Here is a 14,477-nt window from a genome sequence, read left to right on the forward strand (position 1 = left end):
CATGGCGATGTTTCGACTGCGCACTGACGCTGAGGCTTGGTTCTCGGAAATCGAGAAAACTCAGCATGTCCGCTCAAAATTTGACCTCTATTATTTCTGCCTGATGGCTGGATTCGCAAGCGGTCGCTCGAACGAAACGCACATCACTGGCGCGGGCTCGAAAGAATTCATCGACTATTTCATCGACGATTATAAGTCGGCCAGCACCCTACTGATCGGTTTACTCGTCATCGCAGAGATGAAGTATAAGGGCATCGACGTTACCGAGAAAACGTCGGTCCGCGGGCTGTTTAAGGACATTGTCGATGCAAGGAATGGCAACAATCAACTGACCGAGCACGGCATGAAACGCATGAATGCCTATGCAAGCGGCGGCTTCGAATATCTATCACAGAAGCGCGACACCAAGCCTTATTCGATCGAGGAATTTCTACGCGACTATGTTGCCCTGATCGGCGACGCTTTGACCCCGGCCTGAGTGGCGTCAACTATTCGATGGCCAATCAGTGACATGCCTTTTTCAGCGGGTTCGGCTTCCCATGCGCACCATAGTCCAATCCGGCCAGTTGCATCGAGGAGCCTTGCCGCTTCATTGGCCTAGGTTACCTACAGCCAGCAAAGGCGCGTCGCAGAACAACAATTGGTCGAGCGCTGAAAGGTGGGCGTAAGCCATAGTCAAAAAAGGTACGCACCGGAGCTAACCAAACAGCTGTTGAGCGCTAGGCACGGAGGGCTAGACGCCGCTTGATGGAGTAAGATCGGAACGGTCTCGGGCGACCTCCATTTCTCAAACGGCGCGGTCCGCTCGGTTGATCAGATCAGCGATGCTGCGCAGCTTGCGGTCGCCCGCGAGATAGGACAGTCCGCGATGAATATGCAGGCGCAGCTGTTGCGCGACCAACTCGTCATCGTCTCCCAGTCCATCTTCGAAACAGCGCTGTTTTACCAGCGCGAGTAAGATGTCGGCATAGCGGCCGCCAAAAACCTCCCAGCTCATCTCGAGATTGCTGTCCGCAGGGATCTTTGCTGCCGGTGGAGGAATGGTCTCTGCGAGCGAAGTACACAAGCCCCAGCGCGCCAGGACATTCATGTGCTCGATGCCGGTGTGTCGCTTGAGCCGAGAGAGCTGCTCACGCGCCGTTTGTGAAAAACGGATTGATCTAACCGACATAAGCGGACTCGCTAATAGTTCCAGGCTCGCTGAAATAGCCGGGTTCGACGCTGGTCGTCCCACGTTCCTCGTGGAACTGAAGGTGGTAGACCCGGCCGACGAATGGCTTGAGCGCTTCGAAATAGCCGCCAGAGATTTCCTCGTCGGTCGAAAGCAGGATGACTTGGTGGCTAGCCAGTGGGAAATAGTGAGTAACGAGCCGACGGCGATGGGAACTATCAAGCCTACCTAGCGGCGTGTCGATCACCATCGGAAGCGGCCGACCTGATGCGCGCGCCAAGCCCCACAGAACCGATGTCGCTAGCAATTGGCGTTCGCCCGCCGACAAACGATCGGGGGGCAGCGGATTACCGTCGCGCCCCGTCAGCGCGAGCTGGAAGCTTTCCGGGTCGATCCGCAAATTGACGACCAGTGTCTTCTTGCGAAGAAGCTGCTGGAAGCTGTCGAGAACCAACGCTTCAATCCGCACGAGATGGCGGCGGATGACCGCATCGCGGAATTTGTCGAGCGTATCGCGCACCTTGCTTATGTGCAGAAGCACACGGGAACGATCATCCTGCGCGAGCTGCGCCTCTTTGTCATCTGCCGTGAACCGTGAAATCTCGGTTTGCGCGCGCTCGAGATCCCGGCGCAGCCGATCGAGCTGTTCGCCTTCGGCCTTTTGCTCAGTCTGCATTACCGCCTCACGGGCAATCAATTCGTCGCGCTCCGCCGACAATGCAGTCAGCGCTTCCGCAGTCGGTACCGCTGCGACCTGGTTGCGCGCATCCTCAAGCGCGATCCACGCGCTATGCTGATCGTCTAGCAGCGAAGGCAACATAGCGCGCGCCGCATCGAGCTCTTCGTCGGTCAGTTCGCGGAGCCGTTCCCGCCCGAGATCGCTCACGCCTAGTCGTGGGATCTCGACCGAATCGCGGCGCTTGGCGCGATCGTCGCGCAAAAAGTCGGTGAGAGACTTGAGGAGATCTGAACTTGGCTTCTGCTTTGCGATTGTCTCGACGATATCGGCATCGCGTTGGGACAGCAACTTATCGGTCGCGAGCGCCTGCGCCGAGGCTGACTCTGCACGCACCTGCTTAGCAGTCCTCTGAAGAAGCGGCAGAACAAGTAACAGCGGCGAAGCACCCGCGGCCGCATCACGCAACGCCCGTTCGGTCGCGCGGAATTGCGCGTCTGCTGTCGAAAGCGTGCGCTCGAGTTCTCCACGCCGCTCGTAGAGATGGCCGCCTTCCTTGCGGAAGCGCTCCTCAAGCCGCGTTCTCAGACTAGCGATGCGGCCAAGTTCGGCTTCACGCTTGGCGTGCTCGGCATGGACCACCTCGATCCGATCACGTAGCTCCTCGCGCCGCAGCTCAAGCACCTTGAGTTGGTCCTGCTCTTCCTGGGGGCGCGCTTCCATCCGGCGTCGACGCTCGATCACCGATAGGTCGGAGCCAAGCTTCTCGACAAGATCAAGGCCAAGTAAGTTATAGACTGCTGTCTCAATAAGCCCGCTGGAACTACGTGGGTCAGCATAGGCTTCGATCTGCTCGCCATCGAAAAGGAACAGATGCGCGATCCGCGAGGGCAAGAACTCCTCGACCTGCTCGGCCCAATGCTCGGTCGCCATAGCGTCAAAGCGATGATTGCGGACCACCTCGAGTTGGTCCTTGCAGCTCTTGGGTGTCCGCCGCCAACTGCGCTTTACATGATAAAGTTGCTCCTCACCATGAGACATGTGGCGGAAGCGCAGCTCGATCGTCGCACTGTTCGCGCCATTACCGCGGTGGATGGAGCCATCGAGGTATTGCTCATAGCTCACGCCTTCACGTCGCGAGGAACGCGCGAGCGGGCCGAACAGGCAAAGCTGAATGGCGTCGAGCAGGGTAGTCTTGCCTGCACCATTGAGCCCGCCAAACAGGATGATCGGCTGCTCGGGTGACGGTGGGGTCAGATCGACGACGACCCGACCGCCATATTGGCCGAAATCATGCAAAATGAGTTGGTCGATAATCACGCGATGTCTGCCGCCTGCTCGGCTGCATCCTGCTTGGCCTGGTGTCGCGCTCTTGCTCGATCCGTAGCGTCGGCCTCATCCTCGTAAAAGCCACGCTCAAACGCGCGTTCGAGCTCGCCGAACACCCCGGCGCGGCGCGCCATGACGCGGTGCTTGCGCTCGATGGAGAGCAATTGTCTGGTGAGCTCGAAATGCAGCGTGTCGCCGCTGATTTCTTTTAGCAGTGCAATATCCTCGGCATTGAAACTCATGCCATCGTCGAGCCGTCCGCCTGGGTAAGGCTTGCCCATGATTCGCTCGTAGAGCATGGGCAGGCTGTCTTCGATTTCATGTTTTTCGACCACCCATATGCGGCGAATTTCTTCGAGTTCAGGCAGGGTAATCAATTCGAGTCCGGCCATTTCCTCCGGACCATGAATTTGGACATGAAGCTGCGCACTAAGCAAGTCCTCGAGCCATTTCTGGCGCGCTGATTGCGTGTAGGGGCCAGGCACCAGCTTGTCGTTGACCAACTGGACATGCCCGCTCATCCTTCGAAAATCGCGAAGGGGCCGATCGTCAGGCACATCGAGTGCGTTGCGCAGATCCAGCAGCGGCTGCATCCATTCCTTGTCAGTGTCGTTCTGGATCATCGCTTGCATAGAACGGTCTTGGTCAACCAGTGTGCAGACCCAGCAGCCAAATCGGCTGTCACCGCAACTCGGCGTAGTAGAATCGATCACCAACGGGCATTCCCCATCCGCAGACGCACCTTGATAAAGCGTGAGCAGATCCTTGTTGTTATGCCCCCAAGGATTGCGACGCTGCATAAGGAACGTCCACACATCGTCGTTAGACCAGTCAGCGATTGGACTGTAGACGTAGGCGTTGGGCAAAGTGGTGTTGGGAGACAATTTCGCTCGCACCTGCTTGCCTTCGAGCCGGGTCATCACATGGTTGCGCGCCGCGCTCTCCGCCTTGCGCGTGCCAAGCACGATGATTGCTTCCCCATTGGCGCGCACGACATCGCCAATGAACTTGTTCGACGGATTGATCTTGAGGCGCTCGGTGCACCAGCGGAAGCGTGGCCGGGGAGCAGGGTAGCCACGACCGATAAGATTAACCCAAAAGCTATTGCGCACCTCTGGCGTTAGCCGGTGCGGAGTTAGCGGTATGCCCGCAGCCCTGGCCGCGCCGCCCATCTTGTCGAGGGAGTTTTGAACCCAGGTCGCGACGATTGGGTTTTCAACTAACGTATCGGTGCTAATTGCATAGACGGGCTTGCTGAGATCGTCCTTCGGGAGCGCGACCAGCGCCATCCAGATCAGCTGCAGCACCGCCGAACTATCCTTGCCGCCGCTATAACCGACAACCCAAGGAATGCCGTCGGCGCGGTACATCGTCTGGATTTCTTCAATCAGCGCCTCAATTGTCGCTTCGAATCCGAGTTCGGTAAAGGCGCTTTTGCGCCGCGGCTGCTCAGCCATCGCGGCGGTCTCCTCGTTGCAGCGCATCCTCGGCACGGGTTTCGTCCGCACTCAGGTTGATGCCCAAATGTTTCTTAATGGCATTGGTAGTGAGCAGGACGTTCTGCTGTGCCTTCGATACACGTCCGCCGATCATCGCGCGGCCTTCCCACAACGTGGCATTGTTGCGCCGCCAGTCGATTGTGCCAATTTTCTCGACCTGATTTTTCCAATCTGCAGTTTGGTGGTGAAGTAGGCTATTACCCACCCTCCCGAGTGCTTGCAGCACAACGCCATGGCTGTGCAGGAAATCCTCCCGCACATCGCCTGCAGTGATCTTGGCCTGCTGAACCTGCTCCCATTGTGGCAGCTGCGCACCGACGACTTCCCAGAATTCGGCAGCGAGCTTGGCGCGCTCCTCTGGATCCTCGATCTCAACATTCTGAAGCAGCGCCGCGGTTGCCGTATAGATCGCACTGAGTGTGAACAAACGACGCGAGCGCGGAGCTAGTGTGGTGCGCTCCATCTCCACGACATCGCGGAACACCGGCGCACGTGCGACCACAAGCTTGGCGAGCAACGCCTTATCATCGCGATGATCGTAAAGCACACCAAGGGACCGAGCGGGCCGGATTGCATAACGATTGAGGTCAGCGAACATTTGTTGGCAGCGCGCAAGCCCTTGGTCGAGGAAGAAAACAACTGCGATACTTTCATCGCCGATCGATGGATTCTCACGCATCGCCATCTCAATTGCCGCACGACGGTGCTGACCATCGTTTAGTACAAATCGTGCTGACATCGGTATCCGCAGCACGCCCATTTTTCGCGAATCTGGATCATCACCAAACGGATCAAACTTAACGTCTGCATCGACCGACGCGGTGATCGCCGAAAATACATAATCATCCGGGTTTTCAAGCACATAGCGCGCCATTTCTGGAAGACGCGCCTTGTTCAACTGGCGCTGAGCGCGCAGCTCGGGTATCATTTCGTCCTCGTTGAAGAGGAAGAGTTTCGGCAACAGCCGAAGCGGGCACATCGACACGTAGAATTCGCGGCTGGCTTGGACGCCTCGGATCGCTGGAAAGGCGTATTCGAATCCTGCTACCATGAAATTTCGACGTGCGCTCCCTCTGGACCCATACTCGCTTTTGTGGCATTGTTTGTCAAATGGGAAACATACTTTGTTTGGCAAATGACATCATATTTTGACTGCGCGGCGACAGCCCCTATCGATCCTGAGGCGAGGGAGGCGCTGCTGCGCTTCACCGATCTTGAATATGGGAATGCGGGCAGTCGCACTCATGACTTTGGCGCTCAGGCGAAACGCGCCGTGCAAACGGCGCGCGCGCAAGTTGCGGCGCTAGCCGCCGCTCGCGCGGATGAAGTGATTTTTACCAGCGGTGCGACCGAAGCCAATAATCTCGCAATTCTTGGGCTTCGCGCGCACGGCGATGCGACGGCTAAGCGTCATATTGTCACCACAGCGATCGAGCACAAGGCAGTACTTGAGCCCATAGATGCGTTGGTCAGAGCAGGGTTTGAGCAAACCATTATCGCTCCCGGAATTGACGGGTGCATTCGCGCCGAGGCAGTGCTGGCTGCAGTCCGACCCGACACATTGCTCGTATCGGTCATGCACGCAAACAACGAAACTGGTTCACTCCAGCCGATTCAGGCGATCGCGTCTGGCTTGGTTGGTAAAAACACGTTTTTCCACGTCGATGCCGCCCAGAGTTTCGGCAAATTACGGCTCCCGCTTGCTGATCCTAACATTCATTTGATTAGTGTCTCCGGTCACAAGCTTTATGCGCCCAAGGGCATCGGGGCATTGATCGTCCGACGTGGTCAAAAAAAGGTGCCGCTGGCGCCGTTGGCCTACGGCGGAGGGCAAGAGAGAGGGCTCCGTCCAGGGACATTACCGGTCGCATTGATTGCAGCGTTTGGCGCGGCGTGTGCCGCGGCGTCGCGGGATGCGGATGCCCGCGCGGCGCGCTGCCGCGAAATCCGCCAGCACCTTCTAGATGCATTCGAGCCACTCGGCGCAATAGTTAACGGTTCGCTAGACCAAGGGCTTGTATCGACCGTGAACCTCAGTTTCCCAAGGCTCGATTCCGAAGCTGTGATGCTGATCCTCAAGGATTTGGTAGCCCTATCGAATGGTTCAGCCTGCACTTCGGCAAGCTACGAGGCGAGCCATGTTCTGGTTGCGATGGGCCTGCCCGAAGCGCGCATCGATGGCGCATTGCGCTTTTCCTGGTGCCACATGACCGAGGAACCTGATTGGGACATGGTCACGGACGCGATAAGATCGTTGAGTTAGACAGGCATACAGCAGGTTCTCGATACACTTAAGGGTGAGTGAGTTGCCAAAGCACCCAAGCAGCATTTTGGGCGTGTAGGCGTCACTTCGATATTCACTCGCGCCGACCGTCCTGTTCCGTTCGAAACGCAAAACCCCGTTTTTACAAATTTTCAAACGATCATAGCACTTTGCATTGTCCAAAGTGTCGTCATTGATTCATCTAACTTGGGGTGGCCATGCTTTTCCTTTGTTCGACAGCTTTGAAGCCTCAAGTTCAATCAAAGCTCGACCAGTTCTGACCGTCTGACCCTGAACGCAGACATCAGTAGAGCCGATGGCTACCATCACTAACCTATGTCTATCGTCGCGCGGGCGACCTCTCGATTGCCGGAATGGCCAAGGACGGCTGAGCCTCGCCGGGTTGGCCGCAACCGGCCAGTCACAACAATTTCCGCCGCCGGCAGTCTGCCGGCTTTGCATCGCGAAACAAATTGTTGCGTCTGTCCGGTCCTTCGCTTGCCGCTGCGGCGCTAGCGCGTGCGGCACCCGCCGCCTTGTCCCTCTCTCCCGTCATCGAGGCCGCGATTGGCGCGGCTCGAACTTCAGGAGTAAGATGATGTCGACCATCGGAACATTCACCAAGGATGCGGACAGCTATCGGGGCACGCTTTGCACGCTGTCCTTATCGGTCCAGCTCGAGATCCGTCCCAGCAGCAAAGATCATGAAAAGGCGCCGGACTATCGGATTTTTTCGGCTGACGGCGAAATAGGCGCGGCATGGCAAAGGACATCGGCGACAGAGCGGGATTATCTCAGCTGTAAGATCGATGACCCGCTCTTCCCAGCGCCGATATTCGCCTCGCTCGTGCTGAATGCCGACGAGGAAACTTATGCGCTGATCTGGAGCCGGTGACGGCTAAGTGGCGCACCTGTTGACGGTGCGCCACGCAATTGGCCAGCACAATTCCATTTTTGGGCATTTAAGGGGAAGGCCTTGCCCTGCTGCTGAGCCCGCCGGTCTCATCAGACCCCTTCGTGCGGGACTGCCGCCCCGCAACGCCCCGCAAGAGGAAGAGGGGCAGGATTGTCCCGTGACGGGCTGAGAGCGGCGAGAGAGGCTCGCTGCGGGTCCGTCGCGGAGACTTGCCATGGCGCAACGTCATGTTGCCCGCTCAAACCCTGAGCGGATCAATCTTTACCAGCAAATCACAGACCGGATCATTGCTGATCTCGAAGCTGGGCGCGTCCCATGGGTTCAGCCCTGGGGATCTGCCAATGCCGGAATCGGCATGCCGCACAATGCTGTCAGTTCCCGCCGATACAGCGGCATCAATGTGCTTACCCTTTGGCACGCGGTCGTGTCCCGAGGCTTTTCAAACCATGCCTTCCTGACGTTCCGGCAGGCTGCGGCCTTGGGGGGCTCGGTGCGTCGCGGGGAACGCGGTGTCGGTATCATCTACACCCGCCGCCTTGTGTCCAGCAGCGAACGTCGCCGAGCGGATACCGAAGGCACCGCAACCAGTGGCGGGATTCCGTTCCTCAAGCATTTCACGGTGTTCTCGGTCGACCAGTGTGACGACCTGCCCGAACATATCTTTCTCCCGCCGCCGCCCATCCCGGATAGTCTGATCCTGCCACACGCCGAGGAGCTGATCACGGCTACGGGCGCCGACTTCCGGATCGGTGGCCCGTCCGCCTATTACAGCCCGGCGCATGACTATGTTGCGGTGCCACGGCCCGACGATTTCCATGAGCCGATCAACTGGCATCGCACGGCTTTTCACGAACTTGGCCATTGGACTGGCCATGCCACCCGGCTTGGCCGCGATCAGACCGGCAGCTTCGGTTCCAAGGACTATGGCCGCGAAGAATTGGTCGCGGAAATGGCCGGAGCCTTCATCTGCGCCGCGCTCGGGATTGTGCCAAGCGTTCGCCACGCTGACTACATCGGCTCGTGGCTCCAGATTATCCGGGAAGACAATCGCGCCATCCTGCGCGCCGCCAGCGCTGCCTCCAAGGCGGCAGATTATATCCTCGCCTGTCGTGACACCGCTGATGTCGGTGGTGAGGACGAAGCCGACGGCTTTGCGTTAGAAGGGAGGTTGGCGGCATGAACCTGCTCACCCCCGAAATCCGCGCGGCCTTGCTCGCGAACATGCACGCGCGCCGCAATGCGCAGGCACAGGGCAAAAGGGAGCCTGATCCCGTTCCCCTTGTCCGCTTCTTCAATCCGCTTGGCGCGGCCACTTGGCTTGCTACCGAACTCGACGAGGACGGCATCTTGTTCGGCCTTGCCGATCTCGGCCTTGGTTGCCCTGAACTCGGCAGCTTTTCGTTGCGGGAATTGCAGTCGCTGCGCCTGCCCTTTGGCCTCGGTATCGAGCGGGATATCCTCTTCGATACTGCGTTGCCCCTATCGGCCTACGTCGCGGCCGCCCGTCAGGCCGGTTCGATCCCGGGCGCTGAAAAGCTGCTGAGGGAACGCGCCATGCCAGGAGGGGATAACTGAAGTCTGGCAGCATGGCGGCCTGCCAGTTCGCTGGGTGGCCCGCCTGCGGCGGCCCGAGAGGAAGAGGAAGGCCAAGGCCTTCGTGACGGGCTTGGAAGCCGAGAGAGTGTCTCGCGGCGGCCCGTCATGGAGACCTGCCATGGCCAGACAGCCTGCAAAAATCACCCTCAGCCCGTCGCGTGACATTCCCTTCGACCATCTGATCCTGTCACAATCCAATGTCCGCCGAGTGAAGGCCGGCGTGTCGATCCCCGAGCTTGCTGAGGATATCGCGCGCCGGACTTTGCTTCAGAGCCTCAACGTGCGCCCGGTACTTGATGCCGAAGGTCAGGAGACCGGCATCTTCGAAGTTCCGGCCGGTGGTCGCCGCTATCGCGCCCTTGAGCATTTGGTGAAACAGAAGCGCCTGGCGCGCACTGCTCCCATTCCCTGCATCGTCAAGGCGGCGGACAATGACGTCTCGGCGGAAGAAGACAGCTATGCCGAAAACGCGCACCGGGAGCAGTTGCATCCGCTCGACCAGTTCCGGGCAATGCAAGCCATGGTCGGCAAGGGTAGCGCCGCCGAAGACATCGCCGCGCATTTCATGACCACGCCTGCTGTCGTCCGCCAGCGTCTCAAACTGGCGTCGGTCTCGCCCAAGCTCCACGACATTTACGCCGAGGACGGCATGTCGCTGGACCAGTTGATGGCGTTCACCGTGTCCGAAGATCATGAGCGCCAGGAGCAGGTATGGGAAATGCTCACCCACAGCTTCAACAAGTCGGCCGCCTACATCCGCCAGCGCCTGACGGAAAACAGCGTCCGGGTTGCCGACAAGCGGGTGCGGTTCGTGACCGTCGATGCCTATGTCGCGGCAGGTGGCGGCGTGATGCGCGATCTGTTCGAGGACGATGACGGGGGCTGGCTCACCGAGCCCGCACTGCTCGACCGCTTGGTCGACGCGAAACTTGCCGCCGAGGGCAACCGCATTGGCACTGAAGGCTGGAAATGGGTGGCGACTGCCGTCGACCTGCCATGGAATGCGACCAACGGACACCGTGAGATCGTTGGCGCAGAATTGCCCATGACTGAGGATGAACAGGCAAGACTCACGGCGCTTCAGGCTGAAATCGAGCAGATCGAGACCGAATGGGCCGACGACCCCAACGTGCCGCAGGACGTCTATGCGCGGATCGAAGGGCTTGAAACGGAAATCGGCCAGCTGGTCGACCGGCCCATGATTTTCGATCCTGCCGAAATGGCAATCGCCGGTGCCTTTGTGACGATCGAGGCGGATGGTTCGCTTTGCATTGAGCGGGGCTACGTCCGAGCCGAAGACGAACCGGTGGCGGAAGTGGGCGGGGAAGACGATGGCTCCGGGGTCGATCCCGTTTCGGGCGAGCCAATACCTGGCGCAAACCACCGCGGGACCACACCAAACGCCAGCGGTTCGGCACCTCCCGGAACTGAAGATGAAGATTCCGACGATGACATCCTCAAGCCGTTGCCCGACCGGCTGGTTGCCGACCTGACCGCCTGGCGCACACTCGCGTTGCAGGATGCCTTTGCCCAAAGCCCCGCCACAGCGTTCGCGACGGTGCTGCACGCGCTCGTGCTCGACACCTTCTACAGCTACAGCCGCGAGAGCTGCCTGCAACTGTCGCTCAACCGGGTGTCCTTTGCCAATCCACCTGCAGGTCTGCGCGACAGTGCGCCCGCGCGGGCCATCGCCGAGCGCATGAAGCGCTGGGAGGATCGACTACCGGAGTCCGACAAGGAACTTTGGGACGCGCTTCTGGCCTTCGACGCCGATGAGCAGGCCAGTCTGTTTGCCCATTGCACATCGCTGGCGGTGAACGCGCAGGCCGAGATCGTCCCCAAATACGACAATGGCCGGGTGTCGACGCACAGCGTTGCACGCCGCATCGCTCACAGCCATGTCCTGGCGCATGCCGTTGGTCTTGATGTCGTGGCGGCAGGCTGGAAGCCCACAGTCGATGGCTATTTCCGCAGCGTGACCAAACCGCGCATCCTTGCCGATGTGACCGAAGCGCGCGGAGAGCAGTTCGCTGGCATGATCGATCACCTGAAAAAGGGCGACATGGCCCGCGAAGCGGAACGGCTGTTGGAAGATGCCCACTGGCTTCCCGAGCCGCTGCGCACGCCCGACGCCGACGGTGGTCATGGCGCTACGCCTGACGTTGATCGTGAAGGGCTCGAGCTACCCGCGTTCCTTGATGATGACGAGGCGGCTTACGCGATCGCCGCCGAATGATCCGAACCGCGCGGGTTCAACATCCCGCTTGTTTTTATCTCACTCAGGCCCGGCCACCGCGCCGGGCCGCCTCTTTTTGAGGAGACCTCACATGCCGAAAACCAGCGCTCCCGTGCCCTGCTGGGGAGGACGCCATGGCTGACTATCATTCACCAACGGTCGTGCAACCGGACATCCCAGTCGCGGCGATGACCCCGCTCGAACGCCGTTTGCTGTGCGAACTGTTCGAGCATGAAGGCAATGACCAAGCGGTCTACTTTTTCGCCAGCGATAATGTCGCCGACACGGCTTGGATCGCGACCGCTGAGCTGGTCGAATTGCTCGGTCAGAACACCGGCATGGTCAGTCGCATCTCTGACGTGGTGCGCGCGGAAATCGCCAAGGGGGATCTTGGCGAAGACGAGTTTGAGCTCGATTTCTCGATGATCGGCTATGACCTGATATTCCAGGACATTGTCCGGCGATCGCCTGACCTTGACCATGTGCAGATCATCGCAGCGTGGACCTGCACGAAGATGCGGCCCGACGGCTTTGGCGGGATGGCGACCGTCATAACGGCTGACGAGGTCCATTCGATGTCGACAGCGTCCTACATCGAAGAGGTGCTCGGGCGTTTGGGCGAGCCACCGCCATCCACCTGAAATTTCCTATCCAATCATCCCACGAAGCCCGGCCGATGAGCCGGGCTTTCGCGTTTCAAGGAGACCTGAAAATGTCAGCGCAATACATCTATGACACCGCCCCATTGGGCAGCCTCGTCCGCTATTCGAACGGCGAGCCGCGCCCGCCCGAGCGTTCTCGCCGAAAGCTTGCCGCTTGGAAAAACGACAACGGTACCGGCCGGCTCGTTGAACGCTACCCCGGCCAGGTTACCGACAACTACCGTTCGCCGGCGCATTTCATGCTCCATCTGGTAACCTACGGCAGTCAGGGCGTCATCATCATGACCGTGCGCCGCGCCTACAGCGTCGAAAGCCCGCTCAACTTCGAGATCGTCGTCACGCCAAAGCCTGGTCAAGTCCGCGTCTTGACCACGTTTCGAGACAAGGACGAATTGCGCCACCTCGCAGCCGACATGGCATCGGCGGAAGCATGGATGCGCGACAATCCCTATTCCGGGATGCGCGCCGAGATCGTGACCGACGCTGATCTGGCCGTTCTGCCCGCTGAACTCAGGAGGGCGGCATGAACGACATCAGTGTCGAATATGGCACGACGAGCGACGGCCTTATGGCCGCACGGGTCGATGGGCTCGCCTATATCGCCATTCCGCTCAATGAAGGCTTCTCGATCGTGTCCGGCTGGAAGCTCAACCGGCCGATTGGCGAATGGTCCCGGTCAGATGTCTATTGCGCCGAAGGTGCCGCGGCTGATGAAGTCTCCTTCCGCGCCTACATTGCCGACATCGCGCTGCATGTCCGCCAGCGCAACGCCCTCGGCCGCGTCGATACAATTCTGCGCGTTTCCACACCTTGGGGCATGTCTCAATCGGCGACCATCTACGCTGAGGGGGTCGTCTTTCATTCCACTGCCGGTCATGGCGGCTTAAAGCTCGACTGGGCGCGCAATGCTGGGATGGATCCCGCGTTGCGACTATCTGGCGGCTGGTATGAAGAAGACGCGGAATGGGCGCTCGTCGCCGCAGGTTACCCGGACCTGTTCACCTACCGCGAACAGGCGATGGCGGACAGGGCGTTACGGGATTGGTATCCTGACGCTTGGGAGGCCCTCCATGGCCGAGAGTTGTCTGCGGCAGAATCTTTCACCCGTGACCGCCAGCAATTTGCCCGCCGCCACGAAAAGGACTGGGTGGTGATTTCGGCTGTTCGATCATCCGATCATCCTGGCATGGTTGAAGCCTTAGCTACCGTTGGCGGAGACCGCAATCAGTCGAAACCTAGACGCTTCTTCGTTCCTATCGGAGAATACAATGCAGGACGTCACGGCTTTGTGATCGACACTGCCCGCTACGATAAACCGAGATAAAACCAATTTACCTTCAGACTTACGTAAGTGGCCGCGCCTACGACAAGGTGTTGGGATGATTTGAAATCCATCCGTCGAAAAACTAGAGAGGCGGTTAGCAGTCACAGGCCATTCGGAACCCATCCCGGTGAACTGGAGCGCTGCGGCCGTTTGAACTTGCAGGCTCAGAAGTGAGCAGGCACTCTTCGGCGATGCCGACCATCTTCACCGACCCGAAGCCCACAGCCGAGTTCGACGGAACTGACTATCGATATACATGGCAGTTCGTATGGGATTCGAAAAAGCCTGTTGCCGCATGGCTAATGATGAACCCTTCGTGGGCTGACATCGATCGGAGCGACATGACGGTCGACCGGGTGCTTCATTTCAGCCGGGAGCATGGATGCGGTAGTGTGATTGTCGTAAACCTTTGGCCGAAGATCACCCCGGACTCTGGCGCTATGTGGCGAGCAATCTCGAGCTTACCTCCCGAAAAGGTAAGTGCGAACCTTGCGGCAATCACAAGAATTGGCGCGACGGCGCAGCTGCGAATAGTCGCTTTTGGAGTAGATGCGGGGCGAGATCATCACGCGCATGTGCTCAGCACGGTCAACGCCTTTGGGGGCTCACTATTGTGCTTGGGGACGTCCAAGGATGGCTGGCCTTATCATCCGATGGCTAGGGGTAAACATCGAATCCCCGATGATCGACAGCTAGCTCCATGGCAATTTCCGAAGTGAAAGCCTGAGAAATCTAAGGCAGTCCATTGCTCTGCGCACATACGCAGCAGGGTTCCGAGGCAGAGCCTTGCCGGGAGCGGGCGAAC

The 14,477-nt window shown here is 59.2% G+C and carries 14 protein-coding genes; 10 read left to right on the top strand and 4 right to left on the bottom strand.

What is annotated here, in order from left to right; genetic code table 11:
* The first annotated feature begins 1 nt into the window (after window position 1).
* Window positions 2-478: a hypothetical protein gene (locus IP81_RS18375; RefSeq protein ID WP_054109454.1), complete on the top strand. Its 477-nt coding sequence runs from the start codon at window positions 2-4 to the stop codon at window positions 476-478.
* Window positions 479-787: 309 nt separating this feature from the next.
* Here the strand turns inward: IP81_RS18375 and dndE are convergent, their stop codons facing one another.
* From dndE to dndB, 4 genes are read right to left on the bottom strand one after another with little or no spacing between them, the layout of a single operon-like run.
* The gene (dndE, locus tag IP81_RS18380) at window positions 788-1,171 is read right to left on the bottom strand and encodes a DNA sulfur modification protein DndE (RefSeq protein WP_054109455.1); all 384 of its coding nucleotides are present in this window, start codon (window positions 1,169-1,171) and stop codon (window positions 788-790) included.
* Complete coding sequence (gene dndD, locus IP81_RS18385; RefSeq protein ID WP_054109456.1) at window positions 1,161-3,167, bottom strand: DNA sulfur modification protein DndD; 2,007 nt, start codon at window positions 3,165-3,167, stop codon at window positions 1,161-1,163. The genes dndE and dndD overlap by 11 nt, the downstream gene beginning before the upstream one ends.
* On the bottom strand, window positions 3,164-4,633 hold the full coding sequence (gene dndC, locus IP81_RS18390) for a DNA phosphorothioation system sulfurtransferase DndC (RefSeq protein WP_054109482.1): 1,470 nt from the start codon (window positions 4,631-4,633) through the stop codon (window positions 3,164-3,166). The genes dndD and dndC overlap by 4 nt, the downstream gene beginning before the upstream one ends.
* On the bottom strand, window positions 4,626-5,726 hold the full coding sequence (dndB, locus tag IP81_RS18395) for a DNA sulfur modification protein DndB (RefSeq protein WP_054109457.1): 1,101 nt from the start codon (window positions 5,724-5,726) through the stop codon (window positions 4,626-4,628). Before dndB ends, dndC begins: the two co-directional genes overlap by 8 nt.
* A gap of 84 nt (window positions 5,727-5,810) precedes the next feature.
* Here dndB and IP81_RS18400 point away from each other — a divergent pair, with 84 nt between their 5' ends.
* The 9 genes from IP81_RS18400 to IP81_RS18440 all read left to right on the top strand — a co-directional run bounded on the left by IP81_RS18400 (window position 5,811) and on the right by IP81_RS18440 (window position 14,391).
* Window positions 5,811-6,938: an aminotransferase class V-fold PLP-dependent enzyme gene (locus IP81_RS18400; RefSeq protein ID WP_054109483.1), complete on the top strand. Its 1,128-nt coding sequence runs from the start codon at window positions 5,811-5,813 to the stop codon at window positions 6,936-6,938.
* A 595-nt stretch (window positions 6,939-7,533) separates the two neighbouring features.
* On the top strand, window positions 7,534-7,833 hold the full coding sequence (locus IP81_RS18405; RefSeq protein ID WP_231627126.1) for a DUF736 domain-containing protein: 300 nt from the start codon (window positions 7,534-7,536) through the stop codon (window positions 7,831-7,833).
* Between the two features lie 235 nt (window positions 7,834-8,068).
* Window positions 8,069-9,034 (top strand): ArdC family protein, encoded by a 966-nt coding sequence (locus IP81_RS18410; protein WP_054109458.1) that lies wholly within the window; start codon window positions 8,069-8,071, stop codon window positions 9,032-9,034.
* Window positions 9,031-9,429: a DUF2958 domain-containing protein gene (locus IP81_RS18415; protein ID WP_054109459.1), complete on the top strand. Its 399-nt coding sequence runs from the start codon at window positions 9,031-9,033 to the stop codon at window positions 9,427-9,429. The genes IP81_RS18410 and IP81_RS18415 overlap by 4 nt, the downstream gene beginning before the upstream one ends.
* Window positions 9,430-9,568: 139 nt before the next feature.
* On the top strand, window positions 9,569-11,686 hold the full coding sequence (locus IP81_RS18420) for a ParB/RepB/Spo0J family partition protein (RefSeq protein ID WP_054109460.1): 2,118 nt from the start codon (window positions 9,569-9,571) through the stop codon (window positions 11,684-11,686).
* A gap of 134 nt (window positions 11,687-11,820) precedes the next feature.
* Entirely contained in the window at window positions 11,821-12,327 is a 507-nt protein-coding gene (locus IP81_RS18425; RefSeq protein ID WP_054109461.1) for a hypothetical protein, read from the top strand.
* A 71-nt stretch (window positions 12,328-12,398) separates the two neighbouring features.
* Window positions 12,399-12,875 carry a hypothetical protein gene (locus tag IP81_RS18430; RefSeq protein WP_054109485.1) on the top strand — a complete coding sequence of 159 codons (477 nt, stop codon included), beginning with the start codon at window positions 12,399-12,401 and terminating at the stop codon, window positions 12,873-12,875.
* The gene (locus tag IP81_RS18435) at window positions 12,872-13,672 is read left to right on the top strand and encodes a hypothetical protein (protein WP_054109462.1); all 801 of its coding nucleotides are present in this window, start codon (window positions 12,872-12,874) and stop codon (window positions 13,670-13,672) included. Before IP81_RS18430 ends, IP81_RS18435 begins: the two co-directional genes overlap by 4 nt.
* 191 nt (window positions 13,673-13,863) lie before the next feature.
* Window positions 13,864-14,391 carry a DUF1643 domain-containing protein gene (locus IP81_RS18440; RefSeq protein ID WP_054109463.1) on the top strand — a complete coding sequence of 176 codons (528 nt, stop codon included), beginning with the start codon at window positions 13,864-13,866 and terminating at the stop codon, window positions 14,389-14,391.
* Window positions 14,392-14,477: the final 86 nt, after the last annotated feature.

The organism is Novosphingobium sp. AAP83 (assembly GCF_001295795.1).
Taxonomy (GTDB): domain Bacteria; phylum Pseudomonadota; class Alphaproteobacteria; order Sphingomonadales; family Sphingomonadaceae; genus Novosphingobium.

Bases quoted from the DNA above. Each gene is read 5' to 3' on its own strand.
- IP81_RS18375 (WP_054109454.1), top strand. From the start codon at position 2: ATGGCGATGTTTCGACTGCGCACTGACGCTGAGGCTTGGTTCTCGGAA.
- dndE (WP_054109455.1), bottom strand. From the start codon at position 1,171: ATGTCGGTTAGATCAATCCGTTTTTCACAAACGGCGCGTGAGCAGCTC.
- dndC (WP_054109482.1), bottom strand. From the start codon at position 4,633: ATGGCTGAGCAGCCGCGGCGCAAAAGCGCCTTTACCGAACTCGGATTC.
- dndB (WP_054109457.1), bottom strand. From the start codon at position 5,726: ATGGTAGCAGGATTCGAATACGCCTTTCCAGCGATCCGAGGCGTCCAA.
- IP81_RS18400 (WP_054109483.1), top strand. From the start codon at position 5,811: ATGACATCATATTTTGACTGCGCGGCGACAGCCCCTATCGATCCTGAG.
- IP81_RS18405 (WP_231627126.1), top strand. From the start codon at position 7,534: ATGATGTCGACCATCGGAACATTCACCAAGGATGCGGACAGCTATCGG.
- IP81_RS18410 (WP_054109458.1), top strand. From the start codon at position 8,069: ATGGCGCAACGTCATGTTGCCCGCTCAAACCCTGAGCGGATCAATCTT.
- IP81_RS18415 (WP_054109459.1), top strand. From the start codon at position 9,031: ATGAACCTGCTCACCCCCGAAATCCGCGCGGCCTTGCTCGCGAACATG.
- IP81_RS18420 (WP_054109460.1), top strand. From the start codon at position 9,569: ATGGCCAGACAGCCTGCAAAAATCACCCTCAGCCCGTCGCGTGACATT.
- IP81_RS18425 (WP_054109461.1), top strand. From the start codon at position 11,821: ATGGCTGACTATCATTCACCAACGGTCGTGCAACCGGACATCCCAGTC.
- IP81_RS18430 (WP_054109485.1), top strand. From the start codon at position 12,399: ATGTCAGCGCAATACATCTATGACACCGCCCCATTGGGCAGCCTCGTC.
- IP81_RS18435 (WP_054109462.1), top strand. From the start codon at position 12,872: ATGAACGACATCAGTGTCGAATATGGCACGACGAGCGACGGCCTTATG.
- IP81_RS18440 (WP_054109463.1), top strand. From the start codon at position 13,864: ATGCCGACCATCTTCACCGACCCGAAGCCCACAGCCGAGTTCGACGGA.